The organism is Verrucosispora sp. ts21, from assembly GCF_002879555.1.
GTDB lineage: Bacteria > Actinomycetota > Actinomycetes > Mycobacteriales > Micromonosporaceae > Micromonospora > Micromonospora gifhornensis.
In genome coordinates this window covers 13,436-32,373 of the sequence record NZ_PNOZ01000036.1, presented here as the reverse complement: position 1 = coordinate 32,373, position 18,938 = coordinate 13,436, and the positions used below count along the sequence as shown (strand labels likewise).

General features: G+C 71.9%; 15 protein-coding genes. 9 read left to right on the top strand and 6 right to left on the bottom strand.

What is annotated here, in order from left to right; genetic code table 11:
- The first annotated feature begins 26 nt into the window (after window positions 1-26).
- From C1A38_RS16990 to C1A38_RS16975, 4 genes are read left to right on the top strand one after another with little or no spacing between them, the layout of a single operon-like run.
- Complete coding sequence (locus tag C1A38_RS16990; RefSeq protein WP_102658796.1) at window positions 27-1,463, top strand: FAD-dependent oxidoreductase; 1,437 nt, start codon at window positions 27-29, stop codon at window positions 1,461-1,463.
- Window positions 1,460-3,982 carry a nitrite reductase large subunit NirB gene (nirB, locus tag C1A38_RS16985; RefSeq protein ID WP_102658795.1) on the top strand — a complete coding sequence of 841 codons (2,523 nt, stop codon included), beginning with the start codon at window positions 1,460-1,462 and terminating at the stop codon, window positions 3,980-3,982. Before C1A38_RS16990 ends, nirB begins: the two co-directional genes overlap by 4 nt.
- Window positions 3,979-4,326, top strand: coding sequence for a nitrite reductase small subunit NirD (gene nirD, locus C1A38_RS16980; protein WP_013735903.1), 348 nt, complete (start codon window positions 3,979-3,981; stop codon window positions 4,324-4,326). The genes nirB and nirD overlap by 4 nt, the downstream gene beginning before the upstream one ends.
- Window positions 4,327-5,415, top strand: coding sequence for a uroporphyrinogen-III synthase (locus tag C1A38_RS16975; RefSeq protein WP_102658794.1), 1,089 nt, complete (start codon window positions 4,327-4,329; stop codon window positions 5,413-5,415).
- 125 nt (window positions 5,416-5,540) lie between these two features.
- On the opposite strand, the gene C1A38_RS16970 is transcribed toward C1A38_RS16975, so the two are convergent.
- The 4 genes from C1A38_RS16970 to C1A38_RS16955 are packed head-to-tail and all read right to left on the bottom strand — an operon-like array spanning window position 5,541 to window position 10,124.
- Window positions 5,541-6,164 carry a GTP-binding protein gene (locus C1A38_RS16970; protein ID WP_013735905.1) on the bottom strand — a complete coding sequence of 208 codons (624 nt, stop codon included), beginning with the start codon at window positions 6,162-6,164 and terminating at the stop codon, window positions 5,541-5,543.
- Complete coding sequence (locus C1A38_RS16965; RefSeq protein WP_102658793.1) at window positions 6,145-6,507, bottom strand: DUF742 domain-containing protein; 363 nt, start codon at window positions 6,505-6,507, stop codon at window positions 6,145-6,147. Before C1A38_RS16965 ends, C1A38_RS16970 begins: the two co-directional genes overlap by 20 nt.
- Before the next feature lie 42 nt (window positions 6,508-6,549).
- Complete coding sequence (locus tag C1A38_RS16960) at window positions 6,550-6,957, bottom strand: roadblock/LC7 domain-containing protein (RefSeq protein ID WP_067313320.1); 408 nt, start codon at window positions 6,955-6,957, stop codon at window positions 6,550-6,552.
- Window positions 6,954-10,124, bottom strand: coding sequence for a sensor histidine kinase (locus C1A38_RS16955; RefSeq protein WP_102658792.1), 3,171 nt, complete (start codon window positions 10,122-10,124; stop codon window positions 6,954-6,956). The genes C1A38_RS16960 and C1A38_RS16955 overlap by 4 nt, the downstream gene beginning before the upstream one ends.
- Before the next feature lie 448 nt (window positions 10,125-10,572).
- On the opposite strand from C1A38_RS16955, the gene C1A38_RS16950 reads away from it, so the two are divergent.
- Entirely contained in the window at window positions 10,573-11,754 is a 1,182-nt protein-coding gene (locus C1A38_RS16950) for an ABC transporter substrate-binding protein (protein ID WP_102658791.1), read from the top strand.
- A gap of 194 nt (window positions 11,755-11,948) precedes the next feature.
- On the opposite strand, the gene C1A38_RS16945 is transcribed toward C1A38_RS16950, so the two are convergent.
- Window positions 11,949-12,806, bottom strand: a complete 858-nt coding sequence (locus tag C1A38_RS16945) for an ABC transporter permease (RefSeq protein WP_102658790.1) — start codon at window positions 12,804-12,806, stop codon at window positions 11,949-11,951.
- 94 nt (window positions 12,807-12,900) lie between these two features.
- Entirely contained in the window at window positions 12,901-13,932 is a 1,032-nt protein-coding gene (locus C1A38_RS16940; protein ID WP_102658789.1) for an ABC transporter substrate-binding protein, read from the bottom strand.
- Window positions 13,933-14,200: 268 nt separating this feature from the next.
- On the opposite strand from C1A38_RS16940, the gene C1A38_RS16935 reads away from it, so the two are divergent.
- From C1A38_RS16935 to C1A38_RS16920, 4 genes are all read left to right on the top strand, one after another.
- The gene (locus C1A38_RS16935; RefSeq protein ID WP_102658788.1) at window positions 14,201-14,986 is read left to right on the top strand and encodes an ABC transporter ATP-binding protein; all 786 of its coding nucleotides are present in this window, start codon (window positions 14,201-14,203) and stop codon (window positions 14,984-14,986) included.
- Between the two features lie 2 nt (window positions 14,987-14,988).
- Entirely contained in the window at window positions 14,989-15,939 is a 951-nt protein-coding gene (locus C1A38_RS16930; protein ID WP_102658787.1) for an LLM class F420-dependent oxidoreductase, read from the top strand.
- Complete coding sequence (locus C1A38_RS16925) at window positions 15,936-16,265, top strand: cupin domain-containing protein (RefSeq protein WP_102658786.1); 330 nt, start codon at window positions 15,936-15,938, stop codon at window positions 16,263-16,265. Before C1A38_RS16930 ends, C1A38_RS16925 begins: the two co-directional genes overlap by 4 nt.
- 77 nt (window positions 16,266-16,342) lie before the next feature.
- Window positions 16,343-18,922, top strand: a complete 2,580-nt coding sequence (locus tag C1A38_RS16920; RefSeq protein WP_146017571.1) for a hypothetical protein — start codon at window positions 16,343-16,345, stop codon at window positions 18,920-18,922.
- The last annotated feature ends 16 nt before the right edge of the window (window positions 18,923-18,938 follow it).

Genomic DNA, 18,938 nt, shown 5'->3' with positions numbered 1-18,938 from the left:
AGCGAGCCGACCGCCGGCCCGACGCCATGCGCGGCGAGCGGGTGGTGGTGGTCGGCAACGGGATGGCCGGGGCCCGCCTGGCCGCCGAGTTGCACGCCCGCGGCCAGGACAAGGTCACAGTGGTCGGGGCGGAGCCGCACCGGGCGTACAACCGGATCATGCTGTCCACGCTGCTCGCCGGGAAGATCGGTGAGCCGGACGTGGAGCTGACGGAGGCCACCGGTCGCGGCGTCGACCTGCGCACCGGAGTCGCGGTACGGGCCATCGACCGTGCCGCCCGGGAGGTACGCACCGACGACGGCGACCGGATCGGCTACGACCACCTGGTGCTCGCCACCGGTGCGCGGGCGGTGGTGCCGGCGCTGCCCGGCCTCGACCCGACCTCGCCGCCGCAACGGGTGGTCGCCTTCCGGACCCTGGCCGACTGCCGGCGCATCCTCGCCCTGGCCGACGGCGCGCACCGCGCCCTGGTCCTCGGCGGCGGGCTGCTCGGCCTGGAGGCGGCCCGCGGGCTGGCCGCCCGAGGGCTGGAAGTCGCGGTGGTGCACCGGGTGCCGTACCTGATGGAACGCCAACTCGACGCCATGGCCGGTGAGATCCTGGCCGGCACCCTCGCCGAACTCGGCGTGACCACCCATCTGGCCGTCACTCCGACCGGCCTGACGACCGACGCCTGCGGGGTCCGGCTGAGCCTGTCCGACGGTCGTACGCTCGACGCCGACCTGCTGGTCCTCGCCTGCGGGGTACGCCCCGACACCGCGCTCGCCGAGGCGGCCGGCCTGACGGTGGACCGGGGCGTGCTTGTCGACGACCGGCTGCGCACAAGCGACCCACGGATCTCCGCGATCGGCGACTGCGCGCAGCACGGCACGGCCCCGACCGGCCTGGTCGCACCGGCCTGGGCGCAGGCCCGGGTGGTGGCCCAACTGCTGACCGGGCAGGACCCGCAGGCCCGCTACCACCCCCGGCCGGTGGTAACCCGGCTGAAGGCGGCCGGCATCGACCTCGCGGCGATGGGCGACCCGACGAGCGGCCCCGGCGAGGAGTTGACCTTCGCCGATCCGGCCCGGGGCACCTACGCCCGGCTGCGCATCCACGACGAGCGGTTGGCCGCCGCGATCCTGCTCGGCGACAACCCGTCGGTGGGCACGGTCATCCAGTTGTTCGACAGGGGTCATCCGGTGCCCACCGACCGGCGGGCACTGCTGCTCGGCCGGGCCGTGGGCGGGGCTGTCGCGGCTCCGGCCGCCTCCCCGGCGTTGATGCCCGACACGGCCACCGTGTGCCAGTGCAACACGGTCAGCAAGGGCGCGCTGGTGACCTGCTGGCGGGGCGGGGCGCGCACGTTCGACGAGGTCGTCGCCGGGACCAGGGCCGGTACCGGCTGCGGCAGCTGCCGGGACGCGGTCGCCGGCATCGTCGACTGGTTGTCCAGAGCGGATCCGGTGGAGGTGGGACGATGACCGGCGGCAACGTGGTCGTGATCGGCAACGGCATGGTCGGGCAGCGGTTCGTGGACGCACTGCGTTCGCGGGACCCGCAGGGCCGCTGGCGGGTCACCGTGCTCGCCGAGGAACCCCGGCCGGCGTACGACCGGGTGCGGCTCTCGGCGTACTTCGACGGCGTCTCGGCCGACGACCTGAACCTGCACACCGCGTACGACGGGGTGCGGTTGCGCCTCGGCGAGGCGGTGACCGGTGTGGACCGGGAGCGCCGGGTGGTGACCACGGCCGGCGGCGAGTACCCGTACGACGTGCTGGTCTTCGCCACCGGTTCGTCGGCGTTCGTGCCCCCGGTGGACGGCGTCGGCCTGCCCGGGGTGTTCGTCTACCGGACGCTCGACGACCTGGCCGCGATCGAGGAGCACGCGCGGGGCCGGCGCACCGGCGCGGTGATCGGGGGCGGTCTGCTCGGCCTGGAGGCGGCCAACGCCCTGCGCCTGCTCGGCCTGGCCACAAGCGTGGTGGAGTTCGCGCCCCGGCTGATGCCGGCTCAGATCGACACCGCCGGGGGTGCGCTGCTGCGCCGGTACGTCGAGGAACTGGGGGTGGGCTGTCACCTCGGGGTGGCGACCACTGCGTTGCGACCCGGCCCGGACGGTACGGTCGCCGCCCTGGAACTGGCCGACGGCACGCTGCTCGACGCCGACCTGGTGGTGGTGGCCGCCGGCATCCGCCCCCGCGACGAGCTGGCCCGCGCGGCCGGACTCGACGTCGGCCCGCGCGGCGGGCTGCTGGTGGACGATTCCTGCCGCACCAGCGACGAGCGGATCTACGCGGTCGGCGAGTGCGCGGCGGTCGAGGGCACCTGCTACGGGCTGGTGGCACCCGGGTACGCGATGGCCGAGGTGGTGGCCGACCGGCTGGTCGGCGGGGCGGCCACCTTCCCCGGCGCGGACACCGCCACCAAGCTCAAGCTGCTCGGCGTCGACGTGGCCTCGTTCGGTGACGCGCACGGCACCACGCCGGGCTGCCTGGACGTGACGTACACCGATCCGGCCACCCGGGTCTACGCCAAGCTGGTCCTCTCCGACGACGCGACGACGCTGCTCGGCGGGGTGCTGGTGGGTGACGCCAGCGCGTACCCGACCCTGCGGGCGAGTGTGGGCGGGCCGCTGCCGGCACCCCCGTTGGCGTTGCTCGCCCCGGCCGGTGCCGACGGCGCGTCGGTGGGGGCGCTGCCGGCGTCCGCGCAGGTCTGTTCCTGCAACGCGGTGACCCGCGCGGACATCGACTCGGCCATCGCGGACGGCTGCGCGGACGTGGCCGCCCTGAAGGCGTGCACCCGGGCCGGCACCAGTTGCGGTTCCTGCGTGCCGATGCTCAAGCAACTGCTCGACGCGGCCGGTGTCACCCAGTCCCGGGCGCTGTGCGAGCACTTCGACCTCAGCCGGCAGGAGCTGTTCGACATCGTGCGGGTACGCGGCATCCGGACCTTCTCCCGGTTGATCACCGAACACGGGCGGGGCCGGGGTTGTGACATCTGCAAGCCGGTCGTCGCCTCGATCCTCGCGTCGCTCGGCAACGGGCACATCCTCGACGGCGAGCAGGCCGCGTTGCAGGACACCAACGACCACTTCCTGGCGAACCTGCAACGCGACGGCAGCTACTCGGTGGTGCCCCGGATCCCCGGCGGTGAGATCACCCCGGAGAAGCTCATCGTCATCGGCGAGGTGGCCCGGGACTTCCAGCTCTACACGAAGATCACCGGTGGCCAGCGGATCGACCTGTTCGGGGCCCGGGTGGAACAGTTGCCGCAGATCTGGCGGCGGCTGGTCGACGCCGGGTTCGAGTCCGGTCACGCGTACGGCAAGGCGCTGCGGACGGTGAAGTCCTGCGTCGGCTCGACCTGGTGCCGGTACGGCGTGCAGGACTCGGTCGGCCTCGCCGTCGCGCTGGAACTGCGCTACCGGGGACTGCGCGCCCCACACAAGATCAAGTCGGCGGTCTCCGGTTGTGCCAGGGAGTGCGCCGAGGCGCGCAGCAAGGATTTCGGCATCATCGCCACCGAGACCGGCTGGAACCTCTACCTCGGCGGCAACGGTGGCTTCCGGCCCCGGCACGCCGACCTGTTCGCCACTGATCTGTCCACAGAAGCACTGATCCAGCTCATCGACAGATTCCTGATGTACTACATCCGCACCGCCGACCGGTTGCAACGCACCGCCGCCTGGATCGAAGCCATGGACGGCGGCCTGGACCACCTGCGAGCAGTCATCGTGGACGACTCGCTCGGCCTCTGCGCCGACCTCGACGCCGCGATGGCCCGGCACGTCACGTCCTACTCCGACGAATGGCGTGACGTGCTCGACGACCCGGACCGGTTACGCCGGTTCACCTCCTTCGTCAACGCGCCGGACGTACCCGACCCGTCGATCACCTTCGTCACCGAACGCGGGCAACCCGTACCCGCCGGCGGCAGACCCGCCGCATCCGACGGCCGTCAACCGGTCACCCTCGGACTGCCGGAGGTACGGCGATGAACACCGTGACGACCGTGCGCTGGCACACCGTCTGCCCGTTGAGCCGACTGGACCTGGACCGGGGCGTCGCCGCCCTGATCGACGGCGTCCAGGTCGCGCTCTTCCGGACCGCCGACGGGTTGTACGCGATCGAGAACCGAGACCCGGTCACCGGCGCGTACGTGCTGTCCCGGGGCATCGTGGGCAGCCGCCGCGGCGTGCCCACGGTCGCCTCGCCGCTGCACAAGCAGGTGTACGACCTGCGTACGGGGGACTGTCTCGACCTGCCAGGTGTCTGTGTTGCCCGGCACGAGATCCGTTGCCGGGACGGCATGGTCGAGGTGCGGCTGCGACAGGAGGAGTGAATGCGCGAGGAACTGGCCGGCTTCACCATCGGGGTGACCGCCGACCGGCGGCGGGACGAACTCGCCGCGCTGCTCCAGCGGCGCGGCGCGCGGGTGGTGCTCGCGCCCGCGCTGCGGATCGTGCCGCTCGCGGACGACAGCGCGCTGCGCGAGGCCACCCGGGCCTGCCTGGACCGGCCACCGGACGTGCTGATGGCCAACACCGGGATCGGCATGCGCGGGTGGCTGGAGGCCGCCGAGGGCTGGGGGGTCGCCGAGCCGCTGCGCTCGGTGCTCAGCGACGCGTACGTGGTGGCCCGGGGCCCGAAGGCACGTGGCGCGATCCGCGCGGCCGGCCTGTACGACCAGTGGTCTCCGGAATCGGAGAGCTGTGACGAGGTCGTCGAGCACCTGCGCCGCCGGGGGGTGGCCGGGCAGGTGATCGCCATGCAGTTGCACGGCGATCGGCAGCCCGAGTGCACCCGGGCCCTGGAGGAGGCCGGGGCGACCGTCATCGAGATCCCGGTCTACCGCTGGGCGCCACCCACCGATCCGGCGCCCCTGCACCGGCTTGTCGACCTGGTGGCCGGCCGGCTGGTGGACGCGGTCACCTTCACCTCGGCACCGGCGGCGGAGGCACTGCTGCGCGCCGCAGGCGACCGGACGGAGGCGGTCCTGGCCGCGTTGCGCAGCGACGTGCTGGCCAGCTGTGTCGGCCCGGTGACCGCCGAGCCGTTGGTCCGCCGGGGCGTACCGGTGAGTGCACCGAGCCGGGCCCGGTTGGGCGCGCTGGTGCGCACCATCGTCGACGAACTGCCCCGCCGTACGGTCACCATCAAGGTCGCCGGGCATCTGCTCACGCTGCGCGGGCACGCCGCCGTGATCGACGGGGAACTGCGTCCGTTGGCGCCGGCGCCGATGGCGGTGCTGCGGGCGCTGGCCCAGTCTCCGGGTCGGGTGCTGTCGCGTACCGCCCTGCTGCGGACGCTGCCGCGCGGTGCCGACGAGCACGCGGTGGAGATGGCGGTGGCGCGGCTACGCGCCGGCCTGAAGGCTCCCCGGGTGGTGCAGACCGTCGTCAAGCGCGGCTACCGCCTCCGCGTCGACTGACGTGTAAGGAAGGGCCCCTCGTTAACGCCTGGAGTAGTACAGGGGCCCCTGCTTAACATGCGACGAGCACCCGTCCCGCCAGTACCGGACAGTGCCGGGCTGGCGAGACGAGTGCTCGTCGGAGGTCAGCCGACCGGGGTCGGGAAACCCCTGTCGTGTTCGGCCTGAAGCCGCGCCATGGCGTGTTCGACGACGGTCACCATCACCTGCTTGACCGACTCACGCCGCCGGGCGTCGGTCATCACCAGCGGTACGTCCGGCGAGATGGCCAGCGCCTCACGTACCTCGTCCAACTCGTACTGCGGCGCGCCGTCGAACCGGTTCAGCGCGACCACGTACGGCAGCCTGCGGTTCTCGAAGTAGTCCAGGGGGGCGAACGCGTCGGTGATCCGGCGGGTGTCCACCAGGACGGCAGCCCCCACCGCACCACGGATGATCTCGTCCCACATGAACCAGAACCGGGTCTGCCCAGGTGTGCCGAAGAGGTACAGGATCAGATCCTGCGCCATGGTGATCCGGCCGAAGTCCATGGCGACCGTGGTGGTCTCCTTGCCCGGCACCTTTGACGAGTCGTCGATCCCGACGCCCGCCGCGGTCATCACCGCCTCGGTGGTCAGCGGTGTGATCTCCGAGATCGCACCGACCAACGTGGTCTTGCCGACACCGAAGCCACCCGCGACGACGATCTTCGCGGAGATGATTCCCCGGCTCTGGCGGGCCCCGGCGGGGTCATAGCTCGCGAAGTCCACTCAGCACCCTTCCCAGCATTTCCATCCGCTCCTCGAAACCTGTGGCGGGAGCAGCCGTCTGTAGCGTCAACAGGCCGTCGGCCACCATGTCGGCGACCAGCACCCGGGCGACACCCAGCGGTAGCCGGGTGTACGCGGCGATCTCCGCCAGGGACTCGGGGCGGCCCTCGCAGACCATGGCGATGCGATGCTTGTCGTGCCCGGCAAACCGCGACTCGGCGATCTGGGTGGGGCTGGCGACCAGCACCGCCTCCAGGGCGATGTCCTGGAGCGGTTCGGTGCGGCCCCTGGTGACCGCGTACGGTCGCACCAGAGCACCCCGCGGGTCACGTCGCGGATCCATCCGCAATCACCTCCTCTCCCGTCCGCCGTCGCACCGTGCGCGCTATGACCGCACCGCGTCCCGGGGCAACGGCACCAGCGCCGCGCCGACGCGCTCGACAAGCAACGCCATCTCGTAACCCACCTGACCGACGTCGCAGCTGCGCGCCGCGAGCACCGCCATCGACGAACCGTCGCTGATCGACATCAGGAACAGGTAGCCGCTGTCCATCTCGATGACGGTCTGCAACACCCCGCCGGCGCTGAACATCCGCGCCGCGCCCTCGGTCAGGCTGACCACACCTGAGGTGATGGCGGCGAGCTGATCAGCCCGGTCCGTCGGCAGGTCGCGGGAGGAGGCGAGCAGCAGCCCGTCCGCGGACACCGCCACCACGTGGGCGATGCCCGCCACGCTGTCGGCGAAGTTGGTGAGTAGCCAACCCATGTCCTGCATGGCCGCGGGCCTGTTCATCGGCTCGTCTCCTTGGTCGAGGTGCTGTTCTGAGTCGCGCCGGCCGTTCGGCCGCGCTGGACGCCGCGGTGGTAGGCCGACAGCAGACCGCGTACTTCGTCCGGCGTACGCCGACTGTGTTCCCGTCCGCTCCGGGGCTCGATCCCGCCGGGCACGAGTTGCGCCTGCGGCACCCGCTTCGGCAGGCCGGACCGGGTCGTACCGGCCGGGGTGGGCTCGGCGGCCTGGCTGGCGCGCGTCCAGCCCTCGTCGGCCGCGGTCCGCCAGGCGTCGTCGTCGGCAGCGGCGGACGGGGCGGCAGCCGGCGTCGGTGGCGCCGCCGGCGGGGGCGCGGCCGGTGGGGGCGCCGCAGTCGGGGTACCTGTCGACGCGGCGGACGAGGTGGGGTACGACGGTGGCGACAGGGAGGCGTCGCCGGCAGCAGCACCCGGTGTACGGGTGGGCAGCGGAGTGCGCCCCTTCGTCGGCTCGACGGCCGGTGCCGACGGGCTGGCGGCCGGCGGACCGGCGGTCGCGGGTGACTCGTCGAACTGCGGCCGGCTGAAGATGGCCGTCACGTCGTTGCCGTGCGACCGGAACCAGACCGCTTCCATCTCGCGGAAGATCGGCGCCTCGGCCTGCGGCTCCGGCGGCGCGGTGATCGGTGCGCTGGCCATCGGAGCGGTCGCGGCCAGGCTGGCACCCAGCCCACCGAACATCGGGGCGTCCTGACCACCGCCCGACCCCTGACCCGCGGCCGGCGCGAACCCGCTCGGCGCCGCCGTCGGCGTGAACCCGCTCGGCGCCGCCGCCGGTGTGAAGCCGTTCGGGGCGGCGGGCGCGAACCCGTTCGCGGTGGTGACCGGGGCACCGGCGACCGGACCGACCGGCAGCACGGGTGCGGCCGGCTGCGGGTCGCTGGGGGTGTTCGCTGTCCGGTAGGACAGCGGGTCGATGGTCGGCGAGGCGACGGTGGGCGTACCGGCGTTGAACCCGCCGGCGTACGCCGGTGGAGACGTGTGCGCCGGTGGCGTGTGCTGCGGTGTGGGGTCGGCGGCGGGCCACGGCGTGGCGGCCGGCGCGCTGCGCCACCTGTCGCTGAGGGTGGCAGTGGTGCTGCGCCCCGCTCCGGCGAGCGGTTCACCGGCACCGGCCGGCGACTGCTCGACCGCGAGCGGCTGACGCGGGCGGGTGATCGCCTGGTCGCGGCCCCGGAGGCTCGGCAGGATCACCGTGGCGGCCGGCAGCGTGATCTGGGCGACGGTGCCACCCTCGACGTTACGGCGCAGCTCGACCCGGATGCCGTAGCGGGCCGCGAGCCGGCTGACCACGGCCAGACCCATCAGCCGGAACGCCGCGACGTCCACGGTGGAGGGAGCGGCGAGTCGCTTGTTCAGCGAGTCCAGTTGCTCGTCGGTCAGGCCGAGACCACGGTCCTCGATCTGGATGAGCACGTAGTCGCGGATCCGCCGGCCGTCGGCAACCACCGTGGTGTTCGGCGGCGAGAAGCGGGTGGCGTTGTCGAGCAGTTCGGCCACCAGCCGGACGACGTCGTTGACCGCGTGCGCGGCCACCGACACGTCGGTGTCGACGGTGCCGAACTCGATCCGGTTGTAGAGCTCCACCTCGGACTGCGCGGCCCGCAGCACGTCGACGAGCAACGCGTCGTCGCGGCGTGGCACGGCGGAGTCGGCCCCGGCCAGCACCAGCAGGTTCTCGTCGTTGCGGCGCATTCGAGTGGCGAGGTGGTCGAGCTCGAAGAGCTGGGCGAGGCGCTTCGGGTCCTCCTCGCCGCGCTCGATCGCGTCGAGTTCGCCGATCATCCGGTCGACAAGCGTCTGACTGCGGCGGGCCAGGTTGAGGAACATCGCCGAGACGCTGCTCCGCAGGGCCGCCTGCTCGGCCGCGACCCGGACGGCCTCCCGGTGCACGACGTTGAACGCCGAGGCGACCTGGCCCACCTCGTCACGGTTGTTGAGCTGGATCGGGTCTCGTACCTCGCGGACGATCTCGTCGACGCTGCCGTCGCTGACGTTGCCCATCCCCTGCAGGCGGCGCACCGCCTCGGGCAGGTCGTGGTTGGCCACCGAGAGCGCACCCTCGCGGAGCCGACGCAGCGAGTGGTTCAGCGAGCGGGCCAGCACCACGGCCAGGGTCACCGCGATGACCAGGGTGAGCAACACGAGCGTGGTCTCGACGATCGCCTGCCGGATGACGTCCGACCGGGCCTGCTCGGTCTTGGCGAGGAGCCGGTTCTCCAGCTCGCCCTCGGCCCACCGCATCAGCTCGTGCACCGCGCCGATCGCTGCGGTGGCGTCCTGGGCGGAGACCGGCGAGCCCCGGCCGACCGAGCGGGTGATGTCGGTGGCGATCCGGTCGGCCAGCACCACGGCGTCACCGGAGACGGTGCTCTCGACAAGCGCCCGTTGGGTCGGGTCGGCGGCCAACGAGAAGGACAGCAGCGCTTCCTGCTGGCCGGTCAGGGTGGCCACGAACGCGGAGAACTGCTCGGTGTCGAGCCGTCCGGTGGTCAGCGCAGTGAACGCGACGGCCTCTTCCTCGGCCACGGCCGCCTTGGCGCGGGCGAAGGCGGCGACCGCGCGCCGGTTGTCGGCCAGGCTCTCCTCGCCCGGCAACTGGGCCAGGCCGTCGCTGTAGCCGACCAGGTCGGCCAGGATTACGCCGTAGCGCAACGCGGCCTCGGCGACCTGCATCTGCTGGCGGTCGAGCACTTCCTGTCGGGTGCCGTCGAGGGTGTCCAGGTGCCGGTCGATGGCCGTCAGCCGGTCGCGGACCGCGGTGGGGACGTCGCCGATCCGGGCTCGCTCCGCGCGGTACGCATCGACCCGTTCCTGGGTCCGACGCACCCGCAGGTTGTACGCGTCGACCTGCTGCTGCGTCGAGGCCAGGTAGGCGGCAGCCGCCATCCGCTCGGCGTGCAGGTCGTTGGCCAAGGCGGAGATCTTCGTCGACAGGACGGTGAGCGAGCGAGCCTGGGAAGCCTCGTAGGCGCCTTCACCGACGGCGACCAGACGGACTGTGGCCAATGCGATGACCGCAGCCACCGGAACGACCAGGATCAACGCCAGCTTGGACCGGATCCGGGCGTCGCGCAGCCGGGGCAGCCTGCGCCGTCCGTTGTGCTCGGCGTCGCCGCTGGCGGGCAGGGTCGTCGGTCCGGTGCTCACGACATCGCCTCCGTCGTTTTCTCCGCGCCTGACCCGTCGACCCGTAGTTGGAACGACGGCCGGCGCCACGCGCGGCACGGCCGCGATTTCATCAGACGAGATCGGGTTTGGGAAGCCGCAGTGAGGCAGGAAACGGTTGGTGGACACGCATCCTGTTGTCCGCTCAACTAATACCTACATTTCCACAGTGCCCTTGATCAGGGCATGTCACTCCAGAGTGGTCATTCATGTCGCCAGCGTGAGCATACGAAAACATCTGGTTACGCCAACATGTGGGATTGACGTCCCGAAACGCTCCCCGGCGACTCCGCTTGACCCCAGCGCCCGGCATTGGCAAGGTTTTGCAGGCTTCGCGCACACGGTACGGCAGACCTACCCAGAATATCCACTGAGGATCTGGCTGCCGCCGGTGACCGGGCCCCGCCCGCGCCGCATCAGGAGGACCGAGTTGACCCCCTTCCGCTCCGCGACCGCTTTGGCGGCCGCATCAGCCATGCTGGCCACCACCCTCACCGGCTGCCAGTTCGGCGGGCAGGAGCAGGACACCTCGCCGATCGTCATCGCCGCCGACCTGGAACTGTCCGGGGCGGCCGCCGGCGTCGGCAAGGCGTACCGGCAGGCACTGGAGTTGAAAGTCCAACAGCTGAATGACTCCGGTGCCCTGAACGGCAGGACTGTCGAACTGTTGTTGAAGGACAACCGCTCCGACGCCAGTGAGTCACTGCGCAACATCGCCGACTTCGGCAACGATAAACGGGTCAGCGCCATCATCATGGGCGGCTGCAACGAATGCGCGATCGGCGCAGCGCGCACCATCAATGAGAAGCAGATCCCCACCGTCGCACTCGCCTCGGCCAGCGCAGTGGCCAATCCGGTCGCAGATCGACGCTACGTGTTCAAGTTGGCACCGAATGCAGCCGACAATGCCAGCGCTCTCACCGTCGAACTCGTCCGCCGGAAGGTCACCTCCGTCGGCCTGCTGCGCACTGACGACGCCTACGGCCGGGAGGGCGTCCAAGCCCTGCGCGCCGAGTTCCGCAAGGCCGGCATCCAGCTGACCGCCGAGGCGTCGCTGCGTACCACCGACACCGAGGTGGACCGGCAGGCCGGCACGCTCGCCGCGGCCGAACCCGAGGCGTTGGTCATCTGGACCCCGCCGGAGCAGGCCATGCTCGCCGCCGCCGCGGTCAAGCAGGCCGGCTTCACCGGTCCGCTGTACTTCGACGCGTCCGCCGCGGGTGACCTCTTCCTCGGTGCGTCGGGCCGGGCCGCCGAGCGGGCGACGCTCGTCTTCACCCAGACGATGGTGATCGACGACGTCATCGCCACCACCCCCGCGAAGGCCGCGCGCCGCCAGTGGTTCCAGGACTACACCGCCCGCTTCGGCGGGTACCACGGTTCGTCGTCGTTCGCGGCGGACGCCGTGCAGCTCATCGTCGACGCCGAACTGCGCGCGGGTGGTCCCCCGGCAACTGTCGACCGGGAGGGGCTGCGCGACGTGCTGGAGACCTCGCAGATGGACGGGCTGTCCGGGCCGATCCGGATGACGCCGGACAACCACTCCGGGCTGATGCCGCAGGCGCTCACCACCCTGGTCGCCCGTAACGGCCGCTGGCGGTTGGCCAGCTGAGGTCCGTCTCTGTGGCCTCGGTGGGTGTGGCCCCAGCACAACCGGCTCCGGGCGGTCAGGCTTGATCCCTGCGCCGGTTGTGCTGGGGCCACACCTGCGTCCGTCGAAGGGTGACGGACGCGGTCAGCTTGGGTGGGGGTCTCTGTCCTGGGTTGCGGTCCGCGAGCTGTCGCCCGTCCGCTCTGAGATGAGGGTCAGCGGCTGGAGGTGGTTTCGCGCAGCCAGGGCAGGCTGAACCGCTCGACGAGCACCAGCGCGGCGTAGAGCAGGATGCTGACCAGGGCGATCAGGATGATCGCGGCCCACGCCGTGGCGGTGTCGCCGACGCCGGCGTACTGCTGGATCACGTAACCCAGGCCGCCCTCGCCGGCCTGGAACTCGCCGATCACCGCGCCGATCGCGGCCAGCGGCATGGCCACCTTGAGTCCGACGAAGATCTGCGGCAGGGCGGCCGGGAAGCGGATCTTCCGGAACGACTGCCAGCGGGAGGCGTTGTACGACCGGACCAGTTCGGCCAGTTCGGCCGGCGTGGTGGTCAGACCGGTCGCGGTGGACAGCACGATCGGGAAGAAGCAGAGCAGGAAGACCATCGTCAGAATCGGCTTCTGACCCCAACCGAGCGCCACCACCAGCAGCGGACCCAACGTGATCTTCGGCACCGCGTTGACGGCCACCAGCAGTGGGGTGAACATCCGCTCGACCGTCCGCGAGGCGGCCAACGCCAGACCGATCAGCACTCCCGCCGCAGCGGATAGCGCGAAGCCGATCAGGATCGCGCGAGTGGTGACGGCGGTGTGCTCCAGCAGCCGGTCCGGCCGCTCGAGGAACGCCGACAGCACGCTGCCCGGCGGCGGTAGGGCGGCCGGGTGGATCAGCTCCAGCCGGGCGACCAGCCACCAGAGACCGAATGCGACAAGCAGACCAACGGCCGGCAGCAACGCCGCGACGGTGGCGAGCCGCAGGTCACCGGCGCGCACTCGTCGGCCGCGCGGTACGGCATGGAGCGGCTCGGGCACGCTCCCCGCCGTCTGGCGAGGGCGGACGTCGGTCATTGGATCCTCCTACGTTTCGTGGTTCGGTGCCGAGGCGGGTACGCCGCACCGGACAACCGGTGCGGCGTACCCGCCGTCGACGTGGTGGGGCTGCTCAGGCCTTGGGGGCGAGGTTGAAGTCGATGACCTGCTCGGGGGTCAGGTCGGACTTCAGCGCACCCGCACCGCGCAGGATCGCGATGCTCTTGGCGACCCGGCCACTGTCCAGCGTGCCCAGAGCGGTACCGGAGTTGCTGGAGCGGACGTACCCCGCCATCAGCTGAAGCTCGGCGGCGGCCGCAGCGGGGTTCACCGCTTCGGCGTTCTTGGCCAGGATGTCGGCCGCCTCCTGCGGGTTCGCCAGGGCGTACTCCAGGCCCTTGAGCAGCGCTGCGGTGAACCGCTTGACCGACTCCGGCTTGTCAGCGGCGTACTGCTTGGAGGTGATCAGCACGTTGCCGTAGAGGTCCTGCATCACGTTGCTGTACGGCAGCAGGACCGCCTTCTTCTTGGTCACCGCCTCGACGGTCGGCTGACCGACGACGAACTGGCCGATGCCGTCGACCGAGCTGGCGGCGAGCATGCCCATCAGGGTCTGCGCCTCACCGTTGACCCAGGTCACCTTCTCGTAGTCGATGCCGGCCATCCGCGCGTACGTCGGGAAGAGGTTACGCACGACGGACCCGGGGGTGTCGGCGAGCTTCTTGCCCTCCAGGTCCTTGGGGGTGTTGATCCCCGTGCCCTCGACGGTGGCGATGGCGGCCATGGTGCGCTGCTGGATCGCCGCGACCGCGACGAAGTCCTTGGCCTCGCCGTTGCCGAGCTGGAGCAGGCCACCGGTCAGGTCGATCGGGCCGAACTGCGCCTGGCCGCCGACGATCGTCTGGATCACGGCGTTGGTGCCCTGGCCGGGCTTGATGTCTACCTCGAAGCCGGCCTCCTTGAAGTAGCCCTTCTCCTTCGCCACCCACGCGTAGGAGTCGCGCCCGAAGTTGCCGAAAGAGGTGAGGTAGGTCACCTGTTCCAGGGCCGCGCCTCCGCCGCTGTTGGTGTCGTCGGTGTCGTCCGAGCCGCTGCTGCACGCGGCGACGAGGGCGAGCGCGGTGGCCATGGTGGCCGCGGCGACCGTACGGGTCAGCCTTTTCATCAGTGCACCTTGTCCTTTCCAACCGGGGCGTCGGGCCGCCGGGAGGGAGTGTGTCGGGCGGCGCCGGCAGCCGGAAGGGGAGCCGACACCGCGCATCGAGGGGATTCTGCGCGGGCACAGCGTACGAGAGGTCCACCTTTGTGCCGCCAGGCGTATCGGGTTGCGGAACGGAAACAAAGTCATGTCCACCCCGGACGGTGCTTTTCGGGACGAGGCCGGTTAGCCTGTGGCGGATTCCTGATCAACTACTCAGCGGAGGCCCCCGGAGATGATCCGTCTGTCCGAGGTGTCCCGCACCTTCGACGGCCGCACCGGCCGGGTCGAAGCGCTGCGCGGCATCGACCTCGACGTGGGCGATGGCGAGTTCATCGCGATCCTCGGCCGATCCGGGTGCGGCAAGTCCACTCTGCTGCGACTGATCGCCGGGCTGATCCCGGTCAGCTCCGGTGAGATCACTGTGGGCAGTACGCCGATCACCAAGCCGCGCCAGGACATCGCCATGCTGTTCCAGCGCCCGGCCCTGCTGCCGTGGCGGACCGTACTGGACAACGTCCTGCTGCCGGTGGAGATCTTCGGCTGGAAGCGGGCCGACCACCGCGAGCGGGCCCGGGAACTGCTCGACGTCGCCGGCCTGGCCGGCTTCGAGAAGCGGCTGCCGCACGAGCTCTCCGGCGGCATGCAGCAGCGGGTGTCGCTGTGCCGGTCGTTGATCGGCAACCCCCGGGTGATGTTGATGGACGAGCCCTTCTCCGCCCTCGACGCGCTCACCCGGGAGGAGCTGTCCGGGGAACTCCAGCGGGTGCACATGAGCAGCCGGGCCACGGTCGTCTTCGTCACCCACTCCATCGACGAAGCCGTCCTGCTCGCCGACCGGGTGGTGGTGCTCAGCCCGCGTCCGGGCCGGGTTCGCAAGATCGTCGAGGTGAACATCCCCCGCCCGCGTACGCTCGGCCGCAACGCCCACCTGGCGGAGGTCGCCCAGGTCAGCGCCGACCTGCACGAGCTGCTGATGGAACGCGACCAGCCGGTGGCCGCCGGCCCCGAAGGGCGATGAGGATGCGGGTCACCGTCTTCACCGAGCCGCACCGGGGCGCCAGCTACGACGACCAGCTCCGCTTCGCCCGGCTCGCCGAGGAAGGTGGGTTCGAGGGCTTCTTCCGCGCCGACCACTACCAGGCGATGGGCGACGAACCGGCCCTGCCCGGCCCGACCGACGCCTGGCTGACGCTTGCCGCGCTCGCCCGGGAGACCAGCCGGATCCGGCTCGGCACCCTGGTCACCTCGGCCACCTTCCGGCTGCCCGGGCCGTTGGCCGTGATGGTGTCCCAGGTGGACCAGATGAGCGGCGGCCGGGTCGAGCTGGGCATCGGTGCCGGCTGGTACGCCCGGGAGCACATCTCGTACGGCATTCCGTTCCCCTCGGTCACCGAACGTTTCGACCGGTTCGCCGAGCAGCTGGAAGTGATCAGCGGGCTGTGGGCCACGCGATCGGGCGAGACCTTCAGCTACGCCGGAGAGCACTACCAGCTCGCCGACGCCCCCGCGCTGCCGAAGCCGGTGCAGACCCCGGGCCCGCCGATCATCGTCGGCGGGCGTGGTCCCCGGCGTACCCCCGAACTGGCCGCCCGGTACGCCGACGAGTTCAACGTTCCGTTCACCAGCCTTGAGCAGACCGGTGACGCGTACGAGCGGGCCCGGCAGGCCAGCGAGCGGATCGGCCGCGCCGACAGCGGACGTGCCCCGCTGGTGCTCTCGGCGGGCATCGTGGTGGCGGTCGGGCGTACCGACGCGGAGGCCGCACGGCGGGCCGCGCCCCTGCACGTCAAGAGCGCCCTGCCGCCCGAGGACGCGGTGATCGGTTCGCCGCAGCAACTGGTCGACCGGATCGGCGAGTTCGCGGCGATCGGCACCCAGCGGGTGCACCTGCGTCTGATCGACCTCACCGACCTCGACCACCTGGAGCTCATCGCCAGCGAGGTGCTCCCCCGACTGGAGGCGACCCGATGACCGGCAACTCCCCCACCACCCCGGCGACCGACCAGGATCTCGTGCTCGGCCCGGTGGGCCAGGAGATCGTCCTGGAGAACGACCGGGTACGGGTCTGGCACATCCGGCTCGAGCCGGGCGAGCAGCAGCCGCTGCACCGCCACGACCACCCCTACCTCGTGGTGGCCGTGCAGGGTGCGAAGAACGTGATCCAGACCGTCGACGGCGTACGGATCGACGCGGACGAGCCGACCGGTGGGGTGGTCTACCGCGACCCCGGCGCGGTGCACATGCTTACCAATGTCGGTGACACGACATACCTGGCCCGGCTGGTCGAACTCAAGTAGACCTACCGCAACCAGGTCGGACGGCGTTCACGGCGCGCCGGTGGCGATCGGTGGCAACGGACCGTAACGTGCCGGACATGGCCAATCGGACCTTGAGCCGCCTATTGCTCACGGCGTTCGGCGTCAGCCTGCTGGCCGGAGCCGGTCAGCTTGGCCTCGCCTTCGGCTTCGGCATCGTCCGGCTCACCGGCGCCTTCAGCGGCGCCACTGTCAACCAGTGGCCGGCCCAGCTCGTCTGGGTCGGCTGGTTCGCGGCGAACGCCGCCGTGATCGGTGCCGTGCTCACCGAGCGGACGGCCCGGCAGGACCGCCAACTCACCGGCACCGGCCGGCAACTGGCGGTCGCCGGCAGCGCCGCGCTGGGTGCCACGGTCGTGGCACCGTTGTGCATGCAACCGGCCCGCAGCGCCGAGCTCATCTCCGTCGATCCGGTCTGGGCCGTGGCCATCTGCGCCGTCCTCGGTGCGGTCGTCGGCGCGGGTGCCGCGCTGGCCGTACTCGTCCGGCCACCGTTCGCCTGGAACATGGCCGCCGTCGCCGCAGCGATGTGGCTGATCGCGCTGCTGTCGGTCGTACCGTCACTGGGTGCCAGCGGGCCGCTGATCCCGGTCCGCCTCGGTGTGCTGGAGCCGGTCTGGTTCTCCGCCGACACCGCGCAGCGGTTGGCCCTGCTGATCCTGCCGTTGACCACCCTGCTGGCCGGCATCGCCGGTGGGTGGGCGGCCCGGTGGCGCGGGCACCCGCCCCTGGTCAGCGGACCGAGCGGGGTCGCCGGGCCGGTGCTGGTGGCCTTCGCCTACCTGGCCGCCGGGCCGGGCGACTCGGCCGACCGTTATCAACTCGCCCCGTACTACGGTGCCCTGATCGCGATCGCCGTCGGCGCGCTCGGCTCGACCGCTGCCGCCCTGCTGCCCTGGCCGCTGACCGGCCGCGCCCGTCCCGACACCCAGGCCATCGAGCCGACCGCTATTCTCCAGCCGCTGCCCCCGACCCCGGCCCTGCCCACCTCGCCGACCCGTCCGGCCGGGCAGCAACCGGCGGACCCGCCACCGCACTGGCAGTGGCCGGACCAGCGGACGAGTTCCCTGCCCACGGCCGCCGGGGCGGCACCCACCCGCGCCGACACACCGTCGATCAACGCACCGGCCTTCTCCAGCCCCGCCGAGCACACCGTCGGCGCGGAGGCCACCAGCTCAGCCGCGACCGGGACGTCAGTCGACGCACCGCCGGCAACGGTAGGTGTCGCGACCGGTGCGGGGCTCGAAGCGCAGGAGTCGCCGGCAGCTGACGACCGCCACCCCGCCCCGGCAACCACCGGCCGCACGTCGACGGCGGAGACACCCGCGCCAGCGGACGCCGCCACGACGACCGTCGAGCCCCTGCGTCCCGAGACCCCCGCCTCAGCGGAGGCCCCTGCCGCGCCGGATGACGTCGAGTTCGCGGTCGACCCGATGCCGGTGGGAGACGGCAGCGACATCCGCCGGGCCGGGCGGGCCGCCAGGTCATCACGGGCAACGGCCCGGCCTTCGGCGCCGAGCCCGGCTTCGCCTTCGGACCTGACCTCGGGCCTGGCTCCGGCCTCGGGCCTGGCTCCGGCCTCGGGCCTGGCTACGCCCCCAGTCCAGGCTTCGCCTTCAGACCCGGCTTCGGGCCCGGCTCCGGCTCCAGGCCCGCTCGCGGACGCGGCACCGGCGGGCAAGACGCCCACGCCCCGGCGGACGCGCAAACCCCGGACCAGCACGACGGCCGCGGGTTCGGACCAGCCGTCCGAGGACGGGCAACCTCCCGCGCCCGCCCATGTCGCGCCCGACGCCAACCCGACTTCGCCCGCCGACACCCAACCCGTCGCCGCTGAGCCCGTCGCCGCTGAGCCCGTCGCCGACACCAGGCCGGACGCCAAGGCCACCCCGTCCGTCGACACCAAGCCGGACGCCGACACTGCAGGCTCACCCTGGCCGAGCGGTGGCACCGGCGGGAGCGCCGCCAACGTGCGACCCGAGCCGACACCGCGCCCCCGGCACCGCCTGTCGTTGCCCGAACTGAACGCGACGACGCCCTGGAACGCCTTCGCGCCGACCCGGCCGGCCGATCCGCAACCGGGCGACGAGAAGACCGGTGCCGTCCACGAGCGTCCCGCTGCCGGCGGTCCAGCCGCCATCGAGCCGCCGACGCCGACCGGTCACGACAGAACCGGCGCAACCGGCGGAACCGACCCCGCGCCGTCCGCCGGGCCGGCAGCGGCACCCACCGGTCCGGTGGCAGCCTCGCCCGCCGGGCTGGATGCCGCTTCGCCTGCGGGGCTCGACCCGATGACCACCGCACGGGAGGTCTCGGCCGCCTTCGCCGCCGTGCCGAGCCTCTCCAGCGACCCGGCAGCCACCGCCCGCGACCTCTCCGCCGCCTTCACCAAGCCGCCCGCCGTCGCCCCTGAGGACGTCCAGCCGAGCGGCGAACGTGACAAGGGCCTGCGCGGCCTGTTTCGGCGCGGCAAGTCCCGCCCGGACAACGCCGAGGGCGGCGAGGAGCCGCTGGCGGCCCAGGACGAGGAGTACGTGGACTGGGTGACCGGGCTCGGCCGGCCGGTGGCCGACGACGAACCCGCGCCGAAGAAGTCCCGTCGTTCGCTGCGCTCGACCGGCCGGCACCACCGGGACTGACGGTGCCCTGCCGGCC

Bases quoted from the DNA above. Each gene is read 5' to 3' on its own strand.
- C1A38_RS16960 (WP_067313320.1), bottom strand. From the start codon at position 6,957: ATGAACAGGCCCGCGGCCATGCAGGACATGGGTTGGCTACTCACCAAC.
- nirB (WP_102658795.1), top strand. From the start codon at position 1,460: ATGACCGGCGGCAACGTGGTCGTGATCGGCAACGGCATGGTCGGGCAG.
- C1A38_RS16975 (WP_102658794.1), top strand. From the start codon at position 4,327: ATGCGCGAGGAACTGGCCGGCTTCACCATCGGGGTGACCGCCGACCGG.
- C1A38_RS16930 (WP_102658787.1), top strand. From the start codon at position 14,989: ATGCGGGTCACCGTCTTCACCGAGCCGCACCGGGGCGCCAGCTACGAC.
- C1A38_RS16965 (WP_102658793.1), bottom strand. From the start codon at position 6,507: ATGGATCCGCGACGTGACCCGCGGGGTGCTCTGGTGCGACCGTACGCG.
- C1A38_RS16920 (WP_146017571.1), top strand. From the start codon at position 16,343: ATGGCCAATCGGACCTTGAGCCGCCTATTGCTCACGGCGTTCGGCGTC.
- C1A38_RS16935 (WP_102658788.1), top strand. From the start codon at position 14,201: ATGATCCGTCTGTCCGAGGTGTCCCGCACCTTCGACGGCCGCACCGGC.
- nirD (WP_013735903.1), top strand. From the start codon at position 3,979: ATGAACACCGTGACGACCGTGCGCTGGCACACCGTCTGCCCGTTGAGC.
- C1A38_RS16940 (WP_102658789.1), bottom strand. From the start codon at position 13,932: ATGAAAAGGCTGACCCGTACGGTCGCCGCGGCCACCATGGCCACCGCG.
- C1A38_RS16925 (WP_102658786.1), top strand. From the start codon at position 15,936: ATGACCGGCAACTCCCCCACCACCCCGGCGACCGACCAGGATCTCGTG.
- C1A38_RS16945 (WP_102658790.1), bottom strand. From the start codon at position 12,806: ATGACCGACGTCCGCCCTCGCCAGACGGCGGGGAGCGTGCCCGAGCCG.
- C1A38_RS16990 (WP_102658796.1), top strand. From the start codon at position 27: ATGCGCGGCGAGCGGGTGGTGGTGGTCGGCAACGGGATGGCCGGGGCC.